Consider the following 21668-nt stretch of genomic DNA (forward strand, 5'->3'; position numbering starts at 1 on the left):
AAGTTTGCGGCAGCAGCCCGGATTTCAAAAGCCAAATTAAACTTGCAGCGCCCGCATCAGAACTGCTTATGAACACCTTCGACCCGGCCGCCCTCGAATGCCTTGCAGCCATCGTGGAAGAAGGGGGCTTCGACCGCGCCGCGCAGCGGCTCCACATCACGCAGTCGGCCGTCTCGCAGCGGCTGCGCGCGCTTGAGGCCCAGGTGGGGACGGTCCTGATCGTGCGCAGCCGCCCGATCAAGCCGACCTCCGCCGGCAACCTGCTGCTCAAGCACACCCGCCAGATGCGGCTGCTGCGCGCGGACGTGGAGCGCGAGCTGCGTGAGCTGGCGCCGAACTCGACGCGCGGCGCCCGCGACGAGGAGCGCATCTCGCTGGCCGTCAACGCCGACAGCATCGCCACCTGGGCGCTGCCCGCGCTGGACGCGCTCGCGCGGCAGGGCGCGCCGCTGGAGCTGATCACCGACGACCAGGACTTCACCCAGGAATGGCTGCGCGAAGGCCAGGTGCTCGGTTGCGTCACCACCATGAAGCAGGCGCTGCGCGGCTGCAAGGTGGTGGGGCTCGGGGCGATGCGCTACGTGGCCGTGGCGCGCGCGGCGTACGCGCAGGAGCGCCTGCCCGGCGGGCTGACGGCGCACAACTTCCGCGACGTGGACTTCGTGGCCTTCAACCGCAAGGACGACCTGCAGGCGGAGTTCGTCGCCCGGGCCGCGGGCCTCAGGCACGTGGCGCTGCACCAGCTGTTCGTGCCGAGTTCCGAAGGCCAGGTGCGCGCGGTGCTGGCGGGTTGGGGCGTGAGCGTGGTGCCCGAACTGCTCGTGCGCGGGCTGGTCGCGCAGGGCGAGCTGGTGAACGTCGCGCCGGACACCAGCGTGCACGTGCAGCTGTACTGGCATTGCTGGAACCTGGAGTCGGCCGTGCTCGACCAGCTCACGGCCGCCCTGACGCAGGCGGCCTCGGAGGCGCTCAGCGCGGGCTGAGCGCCGCGCGCATCAGCGCGGGGCCGCGGAGCCGTGCGGGACGGAGTCGAGGTCGACGAGTGCGTCCGGGCCCGCGAGCGCGAACAGCACCGCCACCAGGATGGCCACGATCCAGGCGAGGGTCTGCGTCCACAGCGGCTTCATGTCGATCACTCCTGGGTCATCCATCCGTGCTGACGCGAGTGTGCGCGCGGAAAGCGCAAGACGCGCGTAGGGGATGTAAAGCCCCTGTCGCAGTTGTTCCCAAGCGAACGCTTTGGTAGCACCGCGCGCGTCACGCGCGCGCCGCAAGGTCGAGCACGAGCTGCGGCCGGAAGCCTTCCTGCTCGCCCTTGCTGCGATAGCCCAGCGTGTTCGCCACCACGCGGCATCCCGCTTCGACGTAGTCGTGCGGACAGTGCAGGTGGCCGTGCAGCCAGAACTGCGCTCTCTCCATCAGGGCTTGCAATGAATTGCAGAATCCGGCAGTGGCCGGCGTCACGCCGTAGCGCGGGTCCGCGCTGCGCAGGCTCGGCGCGAAATGCGTGACGACGACCGTCGTGCCGTCGAACGGCGTGTGCAGCGCCTCGCGCAGCCACTGCTGGCACACCAGCGACTGCTCGCGCCACCCTTCCGCCAGCATCGGCTCGCCATGGCGCATGGCGGCGGCCTTGCGCAGGTAGAAGTTGGCGGCGCGGAAGGCCTTCTCCCGCTGCTTCAACTGGTCCTGCAGCGTGGGCTCCGGCGCGCCGGGCTGCAGGACCAGAGCATCGAAGTCGGCCCACAGCGTGGTGCCGACGAAGCGCACGCCGCCGTACGTGACGGTCTCGCGTTCCAGCCAGGTGATGCCCAGGCGCTCGCAGGTCTCGCGCAGGCGCGCGTGCGTCGCGTCGAAATCCAGGGCGTCGTACTCGTGGTTGCCGGGCACGTACAGCACCGGCACCGGCCAGCCGGCGCGCGGCGAAAAGCGCGCCAGGCCGAAGTCGGCGTCGGCCAGGCGCGAGTTCGCCTGGTACGAGCCGACGTCGCCGGCCAGCACGAGGAGTTCCGCGCCCGGGGCGGGGTGCGGTTCGAAACCCGGAAAATTCTCCAGGTGCAGGTCGGACATCAGCTGGATCTTCACCCCGCCATTCTGGCCGGGCTCAGGAGGCGGCGGGTTGCGCCTCGCCTTGCTGCATCACGTCGGACAGCAGCCCGTAGGCGGCGGCCCAGGCGTCGCGCACTTCGGCGGTGAAGCCTTCGCCCAGCCCCTGCTCCAGCGTCCAGAGCAGCGCTGCGCCCACCGTCTCGTAGTGCTCGGGCTGCACACCATAGCCGGTGTGCCGGGCGCCGAGCTGCCGCACCACGGGGGTGAGGCGCGCCAGGTTGTCCAGGCCGGCGACGGCGGCGCCGATCATGGACATCAGCATCTGGCCCTGGCGGCTCATCTCGTCGCTGCGGAACAGGCTGCGCAGCGACGGGTCCATCGCGAAGAGGCGGTTGTAGAACAGCGTGGCGGCGAGGCTGGCGATGGGCTTCACCTGGGCGAAGCTTTGCTGGACGAGGTCGATCTGGCGCGGGGTCATCGGGGGCTCCGTTGGGAAAGGGATGCGGTGGCGGTGGCTTCGGTGTCGGGCACGTCGGCCGCGCAGGCGGTCAGTGCCAGGGCGGCCAGCAGCGGGATCGCGGCGATGGCGAGCTCGCGCAGGCAGTCGGCCAGCGAGAAGCGGTGTTCGGAAGCGGGTTGCATGGGGTCCTCCAGTGCCTCTGGAGGATCAATTCGCGTGCCAGGGCGCGCGCCCCATCAAATCAAGGACTTGCGCGCGGCGCCGGCGTGGAGGGTGTCTGTGTCCGCCGACAGGCGCGGCCGGCGCGGCCGGTCTTTCCCCGTGCGGACCAGGGCTGCAGCCTGTCGGTGGATCCCGACAGGTGCCGCCGTGCGGAAGTCACGAACCGGGCTTGAAGGCGCCGGGCTCGAGCTGGTGCCGCCCGAGCAGTGCGTAGAAGTCCGTGCGGTTGCGGCGCGCCAGCCGCGCCGCCTGGCTCACGTTGCCGGACGTCATCTTCAGCAGCTGCACGAGGTAGTCGCGCTCGAACTGCCGGCGTGCGTTGTCGAGGGGCTGCATGTCCGTCGCCTCGTTGGCCAGGGCGCGTTGCACCAGCGGCGCCGGGACGAGCGGCGTCGTCCCCAGCACCACGCACTTCTCCACCACGTTCTGCAGCTGGCGCACGTTGCCGGGCCAGGCGGCGGAAACCAGCAGCTCCAGCGCGCCCGGTGCGAAGCCCGTCGTGCGCTTGGCGTAGCGCTGCGCGAGGCTGGCCAGGAAGTGCTGCGCCAGCAGCGGGATGTCTTCCCGCCTTTGCGACAGCGCCGGCAGCTCGAGACCGACGACGTGCAGCCGGTAGAACAGGTCCTCGCGGAAGCGGCCCGCGGCCACTTCGTCCTGCAGGCGCCGGTGCGAGGCGGAGACCACGCGCACGTCGACGCGGACCGGCCGTTCGGCGCCCACGGCGCGGACCTCGCGCTCCTGCAGCACCCGCAGCAGCTTCACCTGCGCGGGCAGCGGCAGTTCCGCCACCTCGTCGAGGAACAGCGTGCCGCCGCGGGCTTCGACGAACAGGCCGGGACGGTCGCGGACCGCGCCGGTGAAGGCGCCCTTGACGTGTCCGAACAGCTCGGACTCCACCAGGTTCTCCGGGATCGCCCCGCAGTTCACCGCCACCAGCGGATGGCGCGAGCGCGGGCTGGCCGCGTGGAGGGCGCGGGCGAGCAGCTCCTTGCCGGAGCCGCTCGGTCCCTGGATCACGACGGAAGCTTCGCTGCCGGCGACGAGCCGCGCCTCCGCCAGCACCTGCTCCATGCGCGGGCTGCGCGTGAGGATGGCCTCGCGCCAGCTGTCGCCCGGCTCGTCGCCGGGGATGTCGGCGCCGAGCGCCTGCGACGCCGCCAGCGCGCGCCCGACCTCCTGCATCAGCTCGTGCGCCTCGAAGGGTTTGGGCAGGTAGCCGAACACGCCCTGGCGCAGCGCGCGCACGGCGTCCGGGATGGTGCCGTGCGCGGTGAGGATCAGCACCGGCAGCAGCGGGTGGCGCCGGTGCACGGCGTCGAACAGCTGCAGGCCGTCCATGCCGCCCATGCGCAGGTCGGTGATGACGAGCTGCGGCAGCGCCTGGTCCAGGCGGGCGAGCGCCGCCTCGCCGCTGGGCGCCTCGATCGGCTCGTGGCCTTCCTCGCGCAGCCGCAGCGACAGCAGCCGCAGCAGCGCGGGGTCGTCGTCGACGATGAGGATGCGCGCCATGTCAGGCCACCCGCGGCGCGTGCAGGTCGACGCGGAAGGTGGTGCCGCCGCCGGGCGTGCTCTCGACGGCGATGGCGCCCTGGTGCAGGTCGACGCACTGCTTCACCACGTGCAGGCCGATGCCGGTGCCCGGCACGTTGCCGACGTTGCCGCCGCGGTGGAAGCTCTGGAACAGGCGCGGCATGTCGTCCGCCGGGATGCCGATGCCCTGGTCGCGCACGTGCAGGTGCAGCCGGGTGCCGTCGCCCGTCGCCACGCAGTGCACCGGCCGGTCCTCCGGCGAATACTTCAACGCATTGCCCAGCAGGTTCACCAGGATGTGGCGCACCAGCGGCGCGTCGAGCAGGCGGGCGTCGTCGACGCCCTGGCAGTCGATGGCGATGCGCTGCGCCTGGCGGCTGGCCTGGTCCATCTCGGCGGCGACTTGCGCCAGCAGCTGCGGCACGGCCGTCGGCTGCGGCTGGAACACGAACTTGCCCGAGTCCAGCTTGCTGGTCATCAGCACCTGCTCGATCATGCCGTTCATGCGCAGCACCGAGGTCTTGATCAGGCCCAGGATCTCGCGCTGCTCCGCCGGCGGCAGCCGGTCGCCGTAGTCCTCGATCAGTTCCACCGAGGACAGGATCGCCGACAGCGGCGTGCGGAACTCGTGCGACGCGACCGCCACGAAGCGCGACTTCATCTCCGACAGCTCGCGTTCGCGCTGCAGCGCATGGCGCATGTCTTCCTCGGCCTGGCGGCGCTGCGTCACGTCGACGAGGAAGTTGAGGGTGGAGGGCGCGCCCTGCCAGTCGAACTGCACGGCGGAGATCTCCAGCCAGCGCGTGCTGCCGTCGCGGTGCACCACGCGGAACTGGTAGTGGTTCTCCACCGGCTCGCCGCGCATGCGCCGCAGGTGGTTGGCCAGCACGCGCTCGCGGTCCTCGGGGTGGATGAACTCGATGAAGGGCCGCGCCATCGCGGAGGCCTCGTCCTGCCCGGTCAGGGCCAGGGCGCGCGGGTTCGCGTAGAGGATGCGGCCGGCGGCGGTGACGAGGATGCCCTCGTTCACGTTCTCCACCACCTTGCGGTACTTCGCTTCCGAGGCGGCCAGCGCGGCGGCGGCGGCCTTGCGCTGCGAGATGTCGCGCACGAAGGAGCTGAAGGTCAGGCCGCCCGCGGTGTGCACGGGCCACACCGAGAGCTCCACGTCGAAGATCTCGCCGCTGCGGCGCTGCGCCTGCATCTCGACGCGGCGGTTCAGGATGCGCGGCTCGCCGCCGGCCAGGTAGCGCGCCATCCCGGCCGCATGCCGCTCGCGGTGCGAAGGCGGGACGATCAGTTCGGTCAGGCTGCGTCCCAGGGCCTCCTGGCGCGTGTAGCCGAACGCGCGTTCCGCCGCATGGTTCCAGTCGATCACCGCGCCGACGCTCGTGACGGTGACGACCGGATCGCTCGCCGTGGCCAGCAGCGCATGCAGGCGCGCATTGGCGTCGGCGAGGTTGCGTTCCGCGTCGGTGCGGCGGGCGATCTCCGCGCGCAGCTGTGCGTCGGCGGCGCCGGCCGGGTCGTTGGGGGGCAGCGCGCGCGCCATGCGCGAATGCTACAGGCTACGGCCGAGTTGGAGCGTTCAGGTTTGCGCGAAGGCCTTGCGTGCCGCCGCCGCCAGCGCGAGCCGCAGCCAGGCATGGTCGCTGCGCTGTCCCTGCCGCCGGTGCCAGAGCGCGTCGACGTGCACCGGCGGCACGTCGAACGGCAGCTCCCGCTGCACCAGTTCGTCGGCCCGCCCGGTCACGTCGATGAAGTGCCGCGGCAGCACGGTGAGCAGGTCCGAGCCGGCGACGACCCGGCCGGCGGTGAAGAACTGGTTGACCGTCAGGACGACGCGGCGCTTGCGCCCGAGCGAGGCCAGCGCCTCGTCGATGAAGCCGAAGGGCCGGCCGGAAAAGCTCACCAGCATGTGGCGTGCCTTGCAGAAGCGGTCCAGCGTCATCGGTCCGCGCGACAGGGGATGGTCCTTGCGCATCACGCACACGTACTGGCCGTCGTACAGGCGCTGGTGGTCGAAGGCCGCCATGCCGCCGGCTTGCGCCTGCGCCGTCAGGTCGGCCAGCACGGCGGGAAAGAAGCCGACGGCCACGTCCATCTGGCCCTCGTCCAGCAGGCGGCGGGGGTCGCGCGTGGTGAGCGGCACGCAACGCATCGACACGCCCGGCGCATCGCTTTCCATGATCTCCACCAGCCCGAGCATCAGTTCGGCGGCCGTCGCGTCCGCCATCGCCAGCGTGAACGAGGTCGTCGATTCGGAGGCCACGAAATCGCCCGGCGTGATGGAGGCTTCCAGCTGCCGCAGGGCATCGCTGATGGCCGGCCACAGGGCCAGCGCCCGCGGCGTGGGTTCCACGCCATACCCGCTGCGGCCGACCAGCCGGTCGCCGAGCGCGTCGCGCAAGCGGTTCAGCGCGTTGCTCACGGCCGGCTGGGTCATGTTGAGGTTGCGCGCGGCCCGGGTCAGGTTGCGCTCGGCCATGACCTGGTCGAAAACGCGCAGCAGGTTCAGGTCGAGGGTGCGGAAGTTTGGGGCAGCCATACGTTGTGTGAATGATATGCATCACTAATCAAAAGTGGCGGAATATCAGGGTTGACCCTAGGATTCGTCCCACGCACCCGGCAATCTCGCCACAAGCGTTTCGAAGGGGAAGTCCACATGGCACGATTCATCCAAGCCCAATATCCGGTCCAGCATGCCGGCCTCAACCGCGTCACCCGCGGCCTCGAGGTGCTCGGCAGCTTCAGTGCCGCCCGGACCGTCCTGAACGCCCTGTCGGTGATCGGTGCTCCCGTGACGCGCCTCTCCGCGAAGGTGAGCACCGGCTTCGCCGGCATGGCCGCCGCTCGCCGCCAGCGCCGCGAGGACGACAAGCTGTGGAACGTCGCCCTGTCCGACGCGCGCGTCATGGCCGACCTCAGCCGCGCCATGAGCCGTGACGCGCTGCGCGACACGCGCGGCTACTACTGAGACCGGGGCCTCCCATGGCTGCCGCCGCGCAACACTCGCTGATCAGCCAGGCCGTGCGCGCGCTTCCCGGGCCGCTGCTGTCGCTGCTGGACCACTGGTCCCATCGCGTGGCACAGCGCCGGGCCGCACAGCGCCAACGCCTCTGGCTGCAGGAAAAGGCGGGACCGCAGACCCCGGCGGCCACCCCGCCCTACCGCCTGCAGCCCTGGCGCGACTGACTCCCCTCGCGACGAACAAGAGCCACCTTGCGGTGGCTTTTTTCATGGTCCGTCCGACGGAGCGGTGGCGGGCGCGTTCCATTGCAGCCAGTGGCCCAAGCACTGTGCTTAATCACAGTATCATGGCCGGGTGAGAGCGCAGGTGTACCGGCAGTTCCAGCAAGGCCATGCGCTCGACCGGGACACCATCCTGCGCCGGGGGCCGGCGACCGGGGATCTCGCCTTGCGGATCCGCCTCATCGGCCGCAACGGCCCGAAATGGAACGTCTACCTCGCGACCCTGAGCCGGACGGCGGGCGGCGACTACGTCATCCCGTGCATGGACCGCGCGGTCCTCACCGAGATCAAGGGGCGCTGGCTGCATTTCGAGGGCTCGGAAGTCATCCCGCGCAGCACCAGCCAGAAGCGGCCCAATCCGGACTATTACCCGCAGGCTTGGTGGTGCCGGCTGGGCTGATCGCCGCGACCTGAAAAAAAGGCGGCCGCGGCCGCCTTTTTCCGTCCCGCCTGGCGCTCAGGCCGCCAGGCGCTTCTCGATCTTCGCCTTGGTCGTCTTCAGCTCCTGCGGCAGGCGGTGCTCCAGCTGCTGGAACAGCTCGTGGTGCAGCTCCAGTTCCTTTTCCCAGGCCGGCAGGTCGATGCTGGTGACCTGCTCGAACTGCTGCTGCGTGAAGGGCAGGCCTTCCCAGTTCAGTTCCTGGTAGGTCGGGCTGATGCCGAAGGCGTGGGTCTCGCCGGCCACCTTGCCCTCGATGCGGTCGATCATCCACTTGAGCACGCGCATGTTCTCGCCGTAGCCCGGCCAGATGAACTTGCCGTCCTCGCCCTTGCGGAACCAGTTGGTCGTGAAGATCTTGGGCAGCTTCGCGCCGGAGCCCTCCAGCTTCCGGCCCAGGTTCAGCCAGTGCTGGAAGTAGTCGCTCATGTTGTAGCCGGTGAAGGGCAGCATGGCGAAGGGGTCGCGGCGGACCACGCCCTGCGCGCCGATGATGGCGGCGGTCGTCTCCGAGCCCATGGTGGCGGCCATGTAGACGCCTTCCACCCAGTCGTTGGCTTCGGTCACCAGCGGCACGGTGGTCGAGCGGCGGCCGCCGAAGATGAACGCATCGATCGGCACGCCGGCCGGGTCGTCCCAGGCCGGGTCGAGGGCCGGGTTGTTGATTGCCGCCACGGTGAAGCGCGCGTTGGGGTGCGCGGCCTTGGCGCCGGTCTCCTTGGCGAGCTGCGGCGTCCAGTCCTTGCCCTGCCAGTCGATGGCGTGCGCCGGCGGCTCGCTCATGCCTTCCCACCACACGTCGCCGTCGTCGGTCAGCGCGACGTTGGTGAAGATGACGTTCTTGTCCAGGCTGGCCATGCAGTTCGGGTTGGTCAGCGTGTTGGTGCCGGGGGCGACGCCGAAGTAACCCGCTTCCGGGTTGATGGCGTACAGGCGGCCGTCGGCGCCCGGCTTGATCCAGGCGATGTCGTCGCCGATGGTGGTGACCCGCCAGCCCTCGAAGCCCTTGGGCGGGATCAGCATGGCGAAGTTGGTCTTGCCGCAGGCCGACGGGAAGGCCGCCGCCACGTGGTACTTCTTCCCCTCGGGCGAGGTCACGCCCAGGATCAGCATGTGCTCGGCCAGCCAGCCCTGGTCGCGGCCCATGGTGGACGCGATGCGCAGCGCGAAGCACTTCTTGCCCAGCAGCGCGTTGCCGCCGTAGCCGGAACCGTACGACCAGATCTCGCGCGTCTCGGGGTAGTGCACGATGTACTTGGTCTTGTTGCACGGCCAGGCGCTGTCCTTCTGGCCCGGCTCCAGCGGCGCGCCGACGGTGTGCAGGCAGGGCACGAAATCGCCGTTGACGCCCAGCACGTCGTACACCGCCTTGCCCATGCGCGTCATGATGCGCATGTTCACCGCCACGTACGGGCTGTCGGACAGCTCGATGCCGATGTGCGCGATGGGCGAGCCCAGCGGGCCCATGGAGAACGGCACCACGTACATCGTGCGGCCGCGCATGCAGCCGTCGAACAGGGGCTGCAGCGTCCTGCGCATCTCGTCGGGCGCCACCCAGTTGTTGGTGGGGCCGGCGTCTTCCTTCTTCTGCGAGCAGATGAAGGTGCGGTCCTCGACACGCGCGACGTCGCTCGGGTCCGAGCAGGCCAGGAAGGAGTTCGGGCGCTTGACGGGGTCGAGCTTCCTGAAGGTGCCGGCGTCCACCAGCTGCTGGCAGAGGCGGTCGTATTCCTCCTGGCTGCCGTCGCACCAGTAGACCTGGTCGGGCTTGCACAGCGCCACCATGTCGGCCACCCACGCCACCAGCCGGGCGTTCTTCACGTAGGCCGGGGTCTGCAGGTTCAGGCCCTGCATCACGGGAGAGTTCATCCTCGAAGCTCCTAAGTTGAAAACCGGTTTTCGCAAAGGAGGCAGCTGCGTCGCGCGCCCTTGTGAAAACAGGCTTGGCACACAGTCGGCTGCAGAGGGGGGATGAACCACCGCCGGGTCGGCTGGAGGGGCCATTTTAGGGAGCTGAGCCGCTCGCCATCGCCTCTCCAGCCGGCATTCCATGCAAAACATGCATGGCCTTATGTCGGTTCACATGAGCATCCAGCCCAGCAAGGCCGTCGCGCCCAGGCAGAGCAGCGACAGCGCCACCCAGAGAACCGCGAGGCTGCCGGGGTCGAGCATGGGCTTCACCGTCGGATCTCGAGCACGAGGTTGAACGGTGTCTCGGCGGCCCGGCGGACGTGGGTGAAGCCGGCCTTGCGGAAGACGGTCTCCAGCCGCGCCTGCCCCGCTTGTGCCCCCAGCACCATCTTGCCGCCCTCGCTGATGGCGTGCGCGCAGCAGATCAGGGCGGACCCCGCGTAATAGAGCTGGCCGACGGTGCCGAGGTTGTCCTCGATCCGGTCGTTCGCGAACGGCTCCACCAGCAGCACGGTCCCGCCGGGCGCCAGGGTGTCGGCCGCCCGACGCGCCGCCGCGACCGGGTCGCCCAGGTCGTGCAGCACGTCGAAGAAGCAGATCAGTCCGTAGCGGTGGTCCGGGTAGTCGACCGCGTTCGCCAGGGAGAACTGCACGCGGTCGGCCAGGCCCGCTTCCTCGGCGTTCCGGCGCGCCTGCACGATCGAAGCCGCATGCGTGTCGAAGCCGTGGAAGCGCGAGTTCGGGAAGGCCTGCGCCATGAGCAGGGTGGAATGGCCGTGGCCGCAACCGACGTCCGCCACCGCGATGCCCGCTTCCAGCTGCGCGACGACGCCGTCCAGCGCCGGCAGCCATTGGGGCACCAGGCTGGCCTTGTAGCCGTTGCGGTAGAAGGCCGCGACGCCGCAGGCCATGCCCTCGTGGTGCTCGCCCCAGGCCACGCCGCGGCCGGTGCGGAAGGCCTCGATCGCCTTCGGTTCGTCGAACCACATCGACGCGGGGACCTTCCAGGCGTGCGGGATGTACAGCGGGCTGTCCTCGTCGGCCAGCACGGCCACCTGTTCCGGCGCCATCTCGTAGGTGTCGCTGGCGGCGTGGTAGCCGATGTAGCCGGCGGCGGCCTGCGCGTTCAGCCACTCGCGCACGTAGCGCTCGGCGCAGCCGGCGAGGCGGGCGAGTTCGCAGGCGCTGGTGGGGCCGGCGTCGGCCAGCGCGCGGTACAGGCCCAGCCTGGCGCCCAGGCTGACCATCACGCCGATGTACCCGGCGGAGATGTCGGTGATGGTGCGCATGGCGAAGGCCATGAGCTTGTCCTGCTCGGAAGGGGTGGATGCGTCCATGGGAGTCCTCGAAGGTTGGAAGTGAGGACATGGATCGTCGTTTCGGCGGGCCGCGGCGCACAGAGCCGGATTCGCCCGGGACCGGTCCATTCGTGCCATGACCGGCGCGGCCGACGGCGCTAGAGTGGCGGCATGCGCGGCACCCTTGCGTCGACTCCCCCGCACGTCAGCCTCGTGGCCCTGCCCGAGGCTTCGGTGTCGACGCTCGCGGGCATCTTCGACGTGCTGAATGCGACCGCCTTGCTGGGGCTGGGCGACCGGCCGGGCCAGTCCGTGTTCCAGGTGGAGGTCGTCGGCGAGCGCAGCGGCCTGATGACGCTGGCCAGCGGCGTGCCCTTCCAGGTCAAGCGCGCGATCAGCGAGATCGAGGCCACCGACATCGTGATCGTGCCTTCGGTGGTGCTGCGGGAGGAGGGCTGGGTGCGCGACCGCTACCCGCGCCTGCTGCAGTGGCTGCAGCGCATGCACGCCGGCGGCGCGATGCTGTGCTCCGCGTGCTCCGGCATCTTCTTGCTGGCCGAGACGGGGCTGTTCGACGGCCGCGACGCGACGGTGCACTTCTGGTACCACCGAGAGTTCCAGGCGCTGTACCCGAAGGTGACGGTGCACCCCGAGCGCGTGCTGGTCATCTCCGGCCGGCGCGAGGAACTGGTGTGCTCCGGGGCCTCCACCACCTGGCACGACCTGGTGCTGTACCTCACCGCGCGGCACGCCGGCGCCACGGTGGCCCAGGAAGTCGCCCGCATGTTCGCGCTGCAATGGCACCAGGACAGCCTGGCGCCCTACATCGTGTTCGAGGGCCGCAACGACCATGGCGACGGCGAGATCCTGAGCGCGCAGCAGTGGCTGGACGCGCACTTCTCGGTGGCCAACCCGGTGGAGGAGATGATCCGGCGCTCCAAGCTGGCGGAGCGCACCTTCAAGCGCCGCTTCGCCGCGGCGACGGGGCTGACGCCGATCTCCTACGTGCAGCGGCTGCGCGTGGAGGACGCCAAGCGAAGGCTGGAGCGCACCGATGCGCCGGTGGACGAGGTCAGCTGGCGGGTGGGCTACGAGGATCCGGCGTTCTTCCGCCGGCTGTTCCGGCGGACCACCGGCATGGCGCCGGGGGCGTATCGCAAGCGGTTCCGGATCCCGGACTTCGCGCGCTAGCGCGTCAGGCCATGTAGATGGCGATGAAGGCGAGCAGGAACATCAGCGCGGCACCGACGATGGGCAGCACGATCGGGATCGCGGGAATGACGGCTTCCACCGGATCGTGCGGATCGATCGGGGCGTCGTTCTCGAGGGCGTTCTGGACGGGGTGCTGCGACGCGGACATGGTTGGCTCTGCTCCTTGACGGCCCGATTCTACCGCCCCCCTCCCGGGCGGCCGTCAGAGGAGGGCGTAGGTGGTCGTCGCCCGGCAGGCGCTCTTGCCGTCCTCGGCGCCGCGGATGTCGATCTCGCCGAAGGCCAGGGTCTTGCCCGCGCGCACGATCCGGGCCTGCACCAGCGCGTCCTGGCCCGACAGGGGCTTGAGGAAGTTGGTGTTCGTCTGCACCGTGGTGCAGGGGCGGAAGGCGCCGGACTGGTTGATGAGCGCCAGCACCATCGCCGTGTCGGCGGCGGCCATCATGGCCTGGCCGCACAGCATGTTGCCCACGCGGGAGAGCTGGTCGCTCTGCGGCAGGCGCAGCGTCACGCTGTCGGCATCGAAGGCCTCCACTTGGAGGCCCAGCGCCTGCACCCAGGGGGCGAAATAGTCGGGCAGCGCGCGCTGCAGGGTTTCCTTGTCCATCATTGCTCCTCGGCTTCGAATCCGGCGCCGCGCAGCGCCTGCAGCAGTGCCTGCACGTGGTCGCGCCCGCGGGTCTGGACGACCAGCTCGATCTCGACGTTCTGCGCGGCCAGCATCGTGAAGGTCCGCTGGTGGTGGACCTCGTCGATGTTGCCGCCGGCTTCGCTGACGATGGCCGTGATGCGGGCCAGCGAACCCGGCACGTCGCGGGCGCACACCCGCATCCGCGCCAGCCGTCCGGCGCGCACCATGCCGCGGTGGATGATGGCCGCCAGCAGCATCGGGTCGATGTTGCCGCCGCCCAGCACCATGCCGACCCGGCGGCCGGCGAACTGGCCGGGTTCCTTCAGCAGGGCGGCCAGCGGCGCCGCCCCGGCGCCTTCGACCAGCGTCTTCTCGATGTCCAGCAGCATGACGATGGCCTGCTCGACATCCCCCTCGTCGACCAGCACGATGTCGTCGACGTGGCGGCGCACCAGCGCCTCGGTGAAGGTGCCCGGCCGCCCGACCGCGATGCCCTCGGCGATGGTCGAGCCGCCCTGCGGCAGCGCGGCCTGCTTGACGGCGTTGTACATGTTGGGAAAACGCAGCGTCTGCACGCCGACCACGCGGATGGAGGGCTTGAGCGCCTTGGCCGCCGCCGCCATCCCGCCGATCAGGCCGCCGCCGCCGATGGCCACGACCAGGGTGTCCAGCTCCGGCACCGCTTCCAGCATCTCGAGGGCGACGGTGCCCTGGCCGGCGATGATGGCCTCGTCGTCGTAGGGATGCACGAACACCAGGTGCTGCTGCCGGGCGAGCTCCTGCGCGTGGTTGCGCGCCTCTTCCAGCGTGTCGCCGTGCAGCACGATCTCGGCGCCGAATCCGCTGGTGCGCTCCACCTTCACCATGGGGGTGAAGCGCGGCATCACGATCACGGCGCGGATCCCCAGCCGTTCCGCGTGGTAGGCCACGCCCTGGGCGTGGTTGCCGGCGCTCATCGCGATCACGCCGCGGGCCCGTTCCTCGCTGCTCAGCTGGGCCAGCTTGTTGCAGGCGCCCCGCTCCTTGAAGGAGGCGGTGAACTGCAGGTTCTCGAACTTCAGGAAGGTCTGGCAGCCGGTGACCTGGCCCAGCATGCGGGACTCCACGCAGGGCGTGTCGAGCACGTGCCCTTGCAGGCGGGCGGCGGCTTGGCGGATGTCTGGGAGGCCGATCATGGGCTGGATTGTGAAGGCCTGCACGTCGCGGCCGCGAAACGGCCCAACGTCATGATCCTTCCATGTAGCATGAAGTCGCGCTATCGTAAGCCGCCACTGTCCACGGAGGTCGATTGGCCAAGCGTTCGCTGGATCTGCAAGTGCTGCCCTCGCCGGGTCTCAAGGATGCCCCCGTCCTGGACCTGATGTGCTCGCACTTCGTGCTGACGCTGGCGGCCAAGCAGGGCGCCAAGTTCAACGTGCGGCGCGACCTGAACGGGCTTCTCTCGTTGGCCGGGCGCCACCTGGTGTGGCCGGCCCCCTCGCTCGACCGCCTGCGCGAATTCCTGGGCCGCCGCTGCAAGGACAACGAGTTCTGGCGCGGCCACGAACAGCTCGCTGCGCGCGAATTCCTCGACCGCCACGGCGTCTGGCGCGGTCCCTACGAAGAAGGCACGCTTTTCTTCTACCTCGACGAATACGCCAAGGACCAGCCCAAGGACCTGCTGTCGGTGCTGGCCGTCACCGGCGACTGGCTGACGCACGCGCTGAAGAAGCACTCCACGCTGGTCGAGAAGAACATCGACGCGCTGGCCAGCCTGTTGCAACTGAACAAGGCCGAGCGCGCCCTGCTGCTGTACGGCACCCTGGCGCGCTACCAGCGCGACCTGCGCAGCCTGCTGGTGGAATTCAAGGTGAACAACGCGCCGGAGGCCTACGCCGCCATCGCCGAAGTGGCGGGCGTGAACGCCGCCGAGGTCGGCGAGGCCCTGCGCGCGGGCTCGCGGCTGGAACGCATCGGCCTGGTCGAGAACCTGATCTCCGAGCACAACATCACGGACCTGGCCGACCTGATGAAGGTCAGCGAAAAGCTGCCGCCGGTGCTCATGCGCGAATACCGCGACCAGAGCGAGCTGATGGCGGTGTTCACCCGGCCGTCCGCCAAGAGCGAACTGTCGCTGGACGATTTCGACTTCGTGGCGGAGGACGCGCGCGTGCTCAAGGCATTGCTGCGCAACGCGGTGGAGCGCAAGGAAGCCGGCGTCAACGTGCTGCTGTACGGCCCGCCCGGCACCGGCAAGACCGAACTGGCCAAGGTGGTGGCGCAGGCCGCGGGGCTGGAACTGTTCGAGGTCGAGTATGCCGACCGCGACGGCAACTCGCTGTCGGGGCGCGACCGCTACCGGTCGCTGCAGATCGCGCAGGTCTTCCTCAAGGGCAGTTCGCAGGCGGCCCTGCTGTTCGACGAGGTCGAGGACGTGTTCCCGCCGATCTCCAGCGAGGCGGCACAGCTCATGGCGCGCGCCGAGCAGGTGGTGGCGCCGCCCTCTGGCAGCGTCAGCGGCAAGGCCTGGGTCAACCAGATCCTCGAATCCAACCCGGTGCCGACGATCTGGGTGACCAACCGCATCGAGCAGATCGATCCCGCGTTCCGGCGGCGCTTCGCCTACCACCTGGAACTCAAGTCGCCGCCGCCCGGCGCCCGCGAGGGCCTGGTGCGCAAGACGCTCGAAGGTGTCGAGGTGTCCGCCGCGTTCGTGGCAAAGCTGACCGAACGCAAGGGGCTCACGCCGGCGCAGATCCGCACCGCGGTGCGCTTCGCGGGCCTGGCGACGGAACAGGGCGTGCCGGTGGAAGACCTGATCGAGCGGCAGCTGCGCAATGCCGACCGCGCGCTCGGCACCCGCAGCGCCGGCGCCGGCGAGCGCCGCAGCGTCACCACGTACGACCTCGAGATGCTGAACGTGGAGTCGCGCTTCGAAGTGCCGCGCATCGTCGACGCGCTGAAGGCGCGTGGCCATGGCACGCTGTGCTTCTACGGCGCGCCCGGCACCGGCAAGACGGCGCTCGCCGAACACATCGCGCGCAGCCTCGACCGCCCCTTGCTGGTCAAGCAGGCCAGCGACCTCATGAGCAAGTTCGTCGGCGAGACCGAGCAGAACATGGCGGCGATGTTCCGGGAGGCCGAGAACGAAAAGGCCGTGCTGTTGCTGGACGAGGCCGACAGCTTCCTGCAGGACCGCCGCGGCGCGCAGCGCACCTACGAAGTGACCGAGGTCAACGAGATGCTGCAGGGCATGGAACGCTTTGCCGGCATCTTCATCTGCACGACCAACCTGATGGACCGCATCGACCAGGCGGCGCTGCGGCGCTTCGCCTTCAAGATCCGGTTCAAGCCGCTGACGGCGGCGCAGCGCGAACGCATGTTCGTCACCGAAGCGCTCGCCGGCGACGCCACGGCGCTGGGCGACGCGGCGGCGGCACGGCTGGCGAAACTCGACCAGCTCTGTCCCGGCGACTTCGCCGCCGTGAAACGGCAGGTCGAGATCCTCGCGGCGCAGCTCTCGCCCGAGGAGTTCCTCGAGCAGCTGGAGGCCGAGCACCGCATCAAGCCCGAGGTGCGCGAGGCGCGCGGCATCGGCTTCGTGCAGTAGCGCGCTTCAGTCCGGACCGATCAGCCCCTCCACCGTCTCCAGCAGCGTATCCAGCGTGAAGGGCTTGGGCAGCACCTTGTCCCAGCTGCCCTCCGGATGCTGCGACGGGTCGATCGCGCTCATGAGGACGGTCGGGATGTCCTTGCCATCGGGCAGCTTGCGGATCTCGCTGACCAGGTCGTAGCCCGACATGTACGGCATCATCACGTCGGTCAGCACCAGGTCGGGCCGCTCGGCCTCGATCATCTGCAGCGCGGCGCGACCGTTGCCGGCGGGCACCGGCTGGTAGCCGCCCAGCTCCAGCGTCGCGCAGATCGTCTGCAGCAGGTCGTATTCGTCGTCCACCACCAGGATCGTCTTCACGGCGGGCCTCCGCGCGTGCGGGGGAAGCCGGAGAGGATGGCTTCGGCGCTCTCGAACGATCCGCTCACCTCCACGCCGTGCTCGTTCATGGTGAACTCGCGGATCGAGGTGTCGTACACGCTTTCGCGCATCTTCATGATGGACAGCAGCCGGTGCAGCTGCGACTTGAGTTCCACGTAGCGCAGCAGGATCACCGTCTCGACCACGTGCGCGAGTTCGGGGTTGGGCAGTTCGACCTGCGTGCCGAACAGGGGCTGCTCCTCGGACATCACGGTGGTCACGTCCCAGGTGCGCAGCTGGTTGGTCAGCGCCGACAGGAAGCGCGGCATGCGGTCCTCGTACACGGCGGCGGCATTGAAGCCCTGCACGCCGTCGATGAACAGGCGCCGGCGTCCGTGCTGCTCGCTGCGCACCTTCTCCAGCAGCGACTCCGCCAGCGAATCCATGTAGTGTTCCAGCGGCGGCTGCCAGATCAGTTCGATCAGGCCGTCCTCGACGTAGCGCCGCAGGGGGATGCCCATGGCGCCCACGCGCTCCAGCAGCCGCGGCGGCGGCTCGTAGAAGCCGAAGTAGATGCCTTTCTGCCCGTGGCGCGCGCCTTCCACCAGGAAGCTCAGGCCCAGCGTCGTCTTGCCCGAGCCCGGGGCCCCCAGCAGGGCGAGGGTGGAACCGGAAAGCACGCCGCCGTTCATCATGCGATCGAGTTCGGGGATGCCGAAGGCCATGCGCTGGCGTTGCTCGGTGGCTTGCTGCGGCGGCTGGTCGAACTGGATCTCCGTGCGGGGGTGGATCTGCATCCCCTGGCTGGTGATTTCCACCTCGTGGCGGCCGCGCAGGTAGCCGCAGCCGCGGAACTTGTGCACCGTCAGTTCGCGCACGGCGCGGGGGCCGATCATCTGGTCCGACAGCTCGATCACGCCGTCGACCATCGCGTTCTCGTCGCGCCGCGACTGCTCGGGCTGCTCCACGGCGCACAACAGGGTCGTGGTGCCGGTGAGCGCGGTGGAGGCCTGCAGCTGGTTCAGGAACTCCTTGGCCTGCGCGCGCGGCCCGGCCGCCTGCTCGATCGACTCGAGGCCGTCGATCACGAAGATGCTCGGCTTCTCCTGCATCAGCGTCGTGCGGATCAGGGCGAGCAGGCCTTCGAGGCCTTCGTTCTTCAGCGTCTGGTAGCCGGCGATGTACTTCAGCTGCCGCCCCACCACGGTGGCGTCGAAGAAGCTCAGGCTGCCCAGGTGGCGCAGCATCTTGCCGTGCGATTCGGCCAGCACCGTCAGGTACACGCAGTGGCGCCCCGTCATCGCGATGTGGTTGAAGCACAGCTGGTTGGCGACGATCGTCTTGCCGGCGCCCGGCGGGCCGTACAGCGTGTAGGTGCCCCCTTCGAAGAAGCCGCCCTTGAGGATGAAGTCCAGCCGCGGGATGCCGCTTTCGATGCGGGCCGGGCCGGTGGGGGCCGACGACGGGCTCCGGGCGGCGATGCGCCCGGGGTCCTGGTGCCTGCTAGCCAAGTTGCGTTCCTCCCGGCGCTTTCATGGGCAGCGTGACGACGAAGGTCGCGCCACGGCCCGCCTGGCTGTCCACGGCGATCTGCCCGCCGTGCGCGCGCACGATCTCGCGCACGATGTAGAGGCCGAGGCCCGCGCCCTCCTCGGTGCCGCCGGAGTGCACGCGTTCGTAGGGCTCGAAGATGCGCTCGTGGTCCTCGGTGGCGATGCCGCGGCCGTTGTCGCGCACGACGATGCGCGCCTCTCCGGTTTCGTAGGTGTGCACTTCCACCTTGCCGCCGCCGTACTTGATGGCGTTGGTCAGGAGGTTGTGCACCACCTGCTCCAGGCGCAGGCGGTCCCAGACGCCCTTGACCGGATGGCAGTCGCTCAGGTCCAGTTCGGCGCCGGCCGCACGCGCCAGTTCGGACAGCCGGCCGGCGACGTCGTGCACCACGTCGCACAGGTCCATCGGTTGCGGGTTCAGCACCAGCCGGTCGTTCTCCACCTGGGCGCTGGTGAGCAGCAGGTCGACCATGCTGATCAGGCGGCGGAGTTGCCGCGAGGGCACTGCCAGCAGCTTCATCACCGTGCCGCTGTCCAGCGTGCCGCGCGAGCGCGCGGTGCGCTCCAGCAATTGCAGGTTCAGGAGGATGGACGAGATGGGGGTGCGCAGCTCGTGCGTGGCGACGGAGAGCTGGTGGTCGCGCGCCGCCAGCGCCTGCTGGACGCTCGGGCCCGGCTCAGAACGGCTGGCGAGTTCGGCCCGCGCTTCCGAGAAGATGGAGTGGACCGAACCCAGTGCGTCGCGCGTGAGGAGTCCCTGGTCCTGCAGGGCGGCCAGCGCCTCGAACTCCATGGCGTCCAGCGCGGGCACCATTTCCGAAGGCGGCGAATCCGCCGGCGGCAGCGCCTCCGTGACGCCGTCCCCGCCGCTCGTGCCGCGCTCCAGCCGGGCGCGCAGCTTGCGCAGCAGCCACTCGGGCAGCGGCGCGGGCAAGGCCGTGTCGGCGCGGTGCCGCCAGTGGTCGGCGAGCGCCTCCAGCAAGGGCTCCAGCCTGTCCTCGCGGGAGGGCAGGTCCTGGTTCGGCAGGGAAAAGGCTTCGTGGTTCAAGGTTTCTGGCGGAAAAGGCCGTCCCGCACGCACCCCGTGGCGCGTGGGTCGGATCCGTCCAGGCATCCGCAGGCATGGCAGGGAAGATAAGCCGGGCACCGTGGCTCATCTTGTAGGCTTGCGCCGATCGTCCTTGCCCGAGCCCGTCAACACGCCCGGTCCGGCGGGGGACGGTCCGCCCGTCGGTCAGTCGGCGACCGCCTGCAGTACGTCCAGCACGGCCGGCCCGTGGGTTTCCAGCTTCTTCGCGCCGATGCCGCTGACGCCTTCCAGCTCCCGCAGCGAGCGCGGGTCCAGCGCCGCGATGGCGGCGAGCGTCGCGTCGTGGAAGATCACGTAGGCCGGCAGGTTGTGGGCCTTGGCGACCTCCGCCCGCCAGGACTTGAGGGCGGCGAAGCGCTGTTGCCCGCCGGCATCCAGCGCCTGCGCCACCGCCGGTGTGGCGCGCGCCCCGCGCTCCCGGGTCCGGCTGCGCCCGGCCGGCTGCGACACCGACTCGCGCAGCAGCACCTGGCGTTCGCCCTTGAGCACGGCACGGGATTCGGCCGTGAGGTGCAGCGTGCTGTACGCCGAGGCGTCGACGGCCAGCGCGCCGGTGGCGATCAGCTGGCGCAGCACGCCGCGCAGCTGCTGCTCCGAGAAGTGCGCCCCGATGCCGAAGGTGGAGAGCCGCTCGTGGCCGAACTGCTTCACCTTGTCGGTCGCCTTGCCGCGCAGGATGTCCATCAGGTGGCCGGCGCCGAAGTGCAGGCCGTTGGCCTGCTGCACGCGGTAGATGGTGGACAGCAGCATGCGGGCCGCCTCGGTGCCGTCCCAGATCGGCGGCGGCGACAGGCAGTTGTCGCAGTTCCCGCAAGGTTGCGAGGCTTCGCCGAAGTAGGCCAGCAACCGCACGCGCCGGCAGTCCGTCGCCTCGGCCAGCGCCAGCAGCGCGTCGAGCTTGCCGCGCAGCACCTGCTTGAACTCTTCCGCGGCGGGGCTCTCATCGATCATGCGCCGCTGGTTCACCACGTCCTGCAGGCCGTAGGCCATCCAGGCGTCCGAGGGCAGGCCGTCGCGGCCGGCGCGGCCCGTCTCCTGGTAGTAGCCCTCGATGTTCTTCGGCAGGTCGAGGTGGGCGACGAAGCGCACATCGGGCTTGTCGATGCCCATGCCGAAGGCGATGGTGGCCGTCATCACCACGCCGTCCTCGCGCAGGAAGCGGTCCTGGTGGCGCTGGCGCACTTCCGCATCCAGCCCGGCGTGGTACGGCAGGGCGTCCATGCCTTCCTTGCACAGGAGCTCGGCGATCTCCTCCACCCGCTTGCGCGACTGGCAGTAGACGATGCCGGCCTCGCCGGCGTGCTCGCGCTCGATGAAGCGCAGCAGCTGCAGCGTGGCGTCCTTCTTCTCGGCGATCGTGTAGCGGATGTTCGGGCGGTCGAAGCTGCTGACGAACTGGCGTGCCTCTTCCAGCTGCAGGTGCTGCACGATGTCGGCCCGCGTCGTGTCGTCCGCCGTTGCCGTCAGCGCGATCCGCGGCACGCCCGGGAAGCGCTCGTGGAAGACGGCGAGGGCGCGGTACTCCGGGCGGAAGTCGTGGCCCCACTGGCTGACGCAATGCGCCTCGTCGATGGCGAACAGGCTCAGCTTGCGTTCGCGGTGCAGCGTGTCCAGCAGCGACAGGAAGCGGGGCGTGCTCACGCGCTCCGGCGCCGCGTACAGCAGGCTCAGCTCGCCCCGCAGCAGGCGCCGCTCGACGTCGTTGGCCTCCTCCATGCTCAGGGTGGAGTTCAGGAAAGCGGCCTGCACGCCCAGTTCGTGCAGCGCGCCGACCTGGTCGTGCATCAGCGCGATGAGGGGCGACACCACGATGGCGGTGCCGTGGCCGGCCTGCTGGCGCGCCAAGGCCGGCACCTGGTAGCACAGCGACTTGCCGCCGCCGGTGGGCATGAGCACCAGCGCGTCGCCGCCGGCGATGACGTGGTCGATGATCTCCGACTGCGCGCCGCGGAAGGCGTCGTAGCCGAAGGTTTCCTTGAGGATGGCGAGGGCGGAAGTCAAGATGGACCGATTGTCCCCGAGGCGCCTTCCCAACGCCGGGCGGACGTCCCGCGCCGACCGCGAAAGCT

General features: G+C 69.8%; 22 protein-coding genes. 6 read left to right on the forward strand and 16 right to left on the reverse strand.

Features of this window, described 5'->3' with window-relative positions; all coding sequences use genetic code 11:
* The first annotated feature begins 68 nt into the window (after positions 1–68).
* The gene (locus IM787_RS08570; RefSeq protein WP_193676201.1) at positions 69–983 is read left to right on the forward strand and encodes a LysR family transcriptional regulator ArgP; all 915 of its coding nucleotides are present in this window, start codon (positions 69–71) and stop codon (positions 981–983) included.
* 12 nt (positions 984–995) lie between these two features.
* On the opposite strand, the gene IM787_RS21660 is transcribed toward IM787_RS08570, so the two are convergent.
* The 7 genes from IM787_RS21660 to IM787_RS08600 form a co-directional block, all read right to left on the reverse strand.
* Positions 996–1127 carry a hypothetical protein gene (locus IM787_RS21660; protein WP_255528528.1) on the reverse strand — a complete coding sequence of 44 codons (132 nt, stop codon included), beginning with the start codon at positions 1125–1127 and terminating at the stop codon, positions 996–998.
* 130 nt (positions 1128–1257) lie between these two features.
* Positions 1258–2085 (reverse strand): metallophosphoesterase, encoded by an 828-nt coding sequence (locus IM787_RS08575; RefSeq protein ID WP_193676202.1) that lies wholly within the window; start codon positions 2083–2085, stop codon positions 1258–1260.
* 19 nt (positions 2086–2104) lie between these two features.
* Entirely contained in the window at positions 2105–2527 is a 423-nt protein-coding gene (locus IM787_RS08580) for a globin family protein (protein WP_193676203.1), read from the reverse strand.
* Entirely contained in the window at positions 2524–2691 is a 168-nt protein-coding gene (locus IM787_RS08585; protein WP_193676204.1) for a hypothetical protein, read from the reverse strand. Before IM787_RS08585 ends, IM787_RS08580 begins: the two co-directional genes overlap by 4 nt.
* 196 nt (positions 2692–2887) lie before the next feature.
* Positions 2888–4240, reverse strand: coding sequence for a sigma 54-interacting transcriptional regulator (locus tag IM787_RS08590; RefSeq protein WP_193676205.1), 1353 nt, complete (start codon positions 4238–4240; stop codon positions 2888–2890).
* 1 nt (position 4241) lies between these two features.
* Positions 4242–5813 (reverse strand): sensor histidine kinase, encoded by a 1572-nt coding sequence (locus IM787_RS08595; protein ID WP_193676206.1) that lies wholly within the window; start codon positions 5811–5813, stop codon positions 4242–4244.
* Positions 5814–5849: 36 nt separating this feature from the next.
* Positions 5850–6809 carry a LysR family transcriptional regulator gene (locus IM787_RS08600; protein ID WP_193676207.1) on the reverse strand — a complete coding sequence of 320 codons (960 nt, stop codon included), beginning with the start codon at positions 6807–6809 and terminating at the stop codon, positions 5850–5852.
* Positions 6810–6926: 117 nt separating this feature from the next.
* Here IM787_RS08600 and IM787_RS08605 point away from each other — a divergent pair, with 117 nt between their 5' ends.
* From IM787_RS08605 to IM787_RS08615, 3 genes are all read left to right on the forward strand, one after another.
* A complete protein-coding gene (locus IM787_RS08605; protein ID WP_193676208.1) occupies positions 6927–7238 on the forward strand; it encodes a hypothetical protein in 312 nt (103 codons plus the stop codon).
* A 14-nt stretch (positions 7239–7252) separates the two neighbouring features.
* Complete coding sequence (locus IM787_RS08610; RefSeq protein ID WP_193676209.1) at positions 7253–7456, forward strand: hypothetical protein; 204 nt, start codon at positions 7253–7255, stop codon at positions 7454–7456.
* Between the two features lie 130 nt (positions 7457–7586).
* Positions 7587–7913 (forward strand): hypothetical protein, encoded by a 327-nt coding sequence (locus IM787_RS08615; protein WP_193676210.1) that lies wholly within the window; start codon positions 7587–7589, stop codon positions 7911–7913.
* Between the two features lie 57 nt (positions 7914–7970).
* Here IM787_RS08615 and IM787_RS08620 read toward each other — a convergent pair whose 3' ends face one another.
* Both IM787_RS08620 and IM787_RS08625 read right to left on the reverse strand, forming a co-directional pair.
* Complete coding sequence (locus IM787_RS08620; protein ID WP_193676211.1) at positions 7971–9821, reverse strand: phosphoenolpyruvate carboxykinase (GTP); 1851 nt, start codon at positions 9819–9821, stop codon at positions 7971–7973.
* 308 nt (positions 9822–10129) lie between these two features.
* Positions 10130–11200 (reverse strand): class I SAM-dependent methyltransferase, encoded by a 1071-nt coding sequence (locus IM787_RS08625; protein ID WP_193676212.1) that lies wholly within the window; start codon positions 11198–11200, stop codon positions 10130–10132.
* Positions 11201–11332: 132 nt separating this feature from the next.
* On the opposite strand from IM787_RS08625, the gene IM787_RS08630 reads away from it, so the two are divergent.
* On the forward strand, positions 11333–12352 hold the full coding sequence (locus tag IM787_RS08630; protein WP_193676213.1) for a GlxA family transcriptional regulator: 1020 nt from the start codon (positions 11333–11335) through the stop codon (positions 12350–12352).
* 4 nt (positions 12353–12356) lie between these two features.
* On the opposite strand, the gene IM787_RS08635 is transcribed toward IM787_RS08630, so the two are convergent.
* From IM787_RS08635 to IM787_RS08645, 3 genes are read right to left on the reverse strand one after another with little or no spacing between them, the layout of a single operon-like run.
* Positions 12357–12521 (reverse strand): hypothetical protein, encoded by a 165-nt coding sequence (locus IM787_RS08635; RefSeq protein ID WP_193676386.1) that lies wholly within the window; start codon positions 12519–12521, stop codon positions 12357–12359.
* A gap of 54 nt (positions 12522–12575) precedes the next feature.
* Positions 12576–12980, reverse strand: coding sequence for a PaaI family thioesterase (locus IM787_RS08640; protein ID WP_193676214.1), 405 nt, complete (start codon positions 12978–12980; stop codon positions 12576–12578).
* A complete protein-coding gene (locus tag IM787_RS08645; RefSeq protein ID WP_193676215.1) occupies positions 12980–14179 on the reverse strand; it encodes a threonine ammonia-lyase in 1200 nt (399 codons plus the stop codon). The genes IM787_RS08640 and IM787_RS08645 overlap by 1 nt, the downstream gene beginning before the upstream one ends.
* A 113-nt stretch (positions 14180–14292) precedes the next feature.
* On the opposite strand from IM787_RS08645, the gene IM787_RS08650 reads away from it, so the two are divergent.
* Positions 14293–16593 carry an ATP-binding protein gene (locus IM787_RS08650; RefSeq protein ID WP_193676216.1) on the forward strand — a complete coding sequence of 767 codons (2301 nt, stop codon included), beginning with the start codon at positions 14293–14295 and terminating at the stop codon, positions 16591–16593.
* 6 nt (positions 16594–16599) lie between these two features.
* On the opposite strand, the gene IM787_RS08655 is transcribed toward IM787_RS08650, so the two are convergent.
* The 4 genes from IM787_RS08655 to recQ form a co-directional block, all read right to left on the reverse strand.
* Complete coding sequence (locus tag IM787_RS08655; protein WP_193676217.1) at positions 16600–16956, reverse strand: response regulator; 357 nt, start codon at positions 16954–16956, stop codon at positions 16600–16602.
* Positions 16953–18467, reverse strand: a complete 1515-nt coding sequence (locus tag IM787_RS08660) for a DUF7125 family protein (protein ID WP_227494171.1) — start codon at positions 18465–18467, stop codon at positions 16953–16955. The genes IM787_RS08655 and IM787_RS08660 overlap by 4 nt, the downstream gene beginning before the upstream one ends.
* On the reverse strand, positions 18460–19557 hold the full coding sequence (locus IM787_RS08665; RefSeq protein WP_193676218.1) for a sensor histidine kinase: 1098 nt from the start codon (positions 19555–19557) through the stop codon (positions 18460–18462). The genes IM787_RS08660 and IM787_RS08665 overlap by 8 nt, the downstream gene beginning before the upstream one ends.
* Positions 19558–19743: 186 nt before the next feature.
* Positions 19744–21633 carry a DNA helicase RecQ gene (recQ, locus tag IM787_RS08670; protein ID WP_435531149.1) on the reverse strand — a complete coding sequence of 630 codons (1890 nt, stop codon included), beginning with the start codon at positions 21631–21633 and terminating at the stop codon, positions 19744–19746.
* Positions 21634–21668 lie beyond the last annotated feature (35 nt).

The organism is Ramlibacter pallidus, assembly GCF_015070875.1.
Taxonomy (GTDB): Bacteria; Pseudomonadota; Gammaproteobacteria; order Burkholderiales; family Burkholderiaceae_C; genus Ramlibacter; species Ramlibacter pallidus.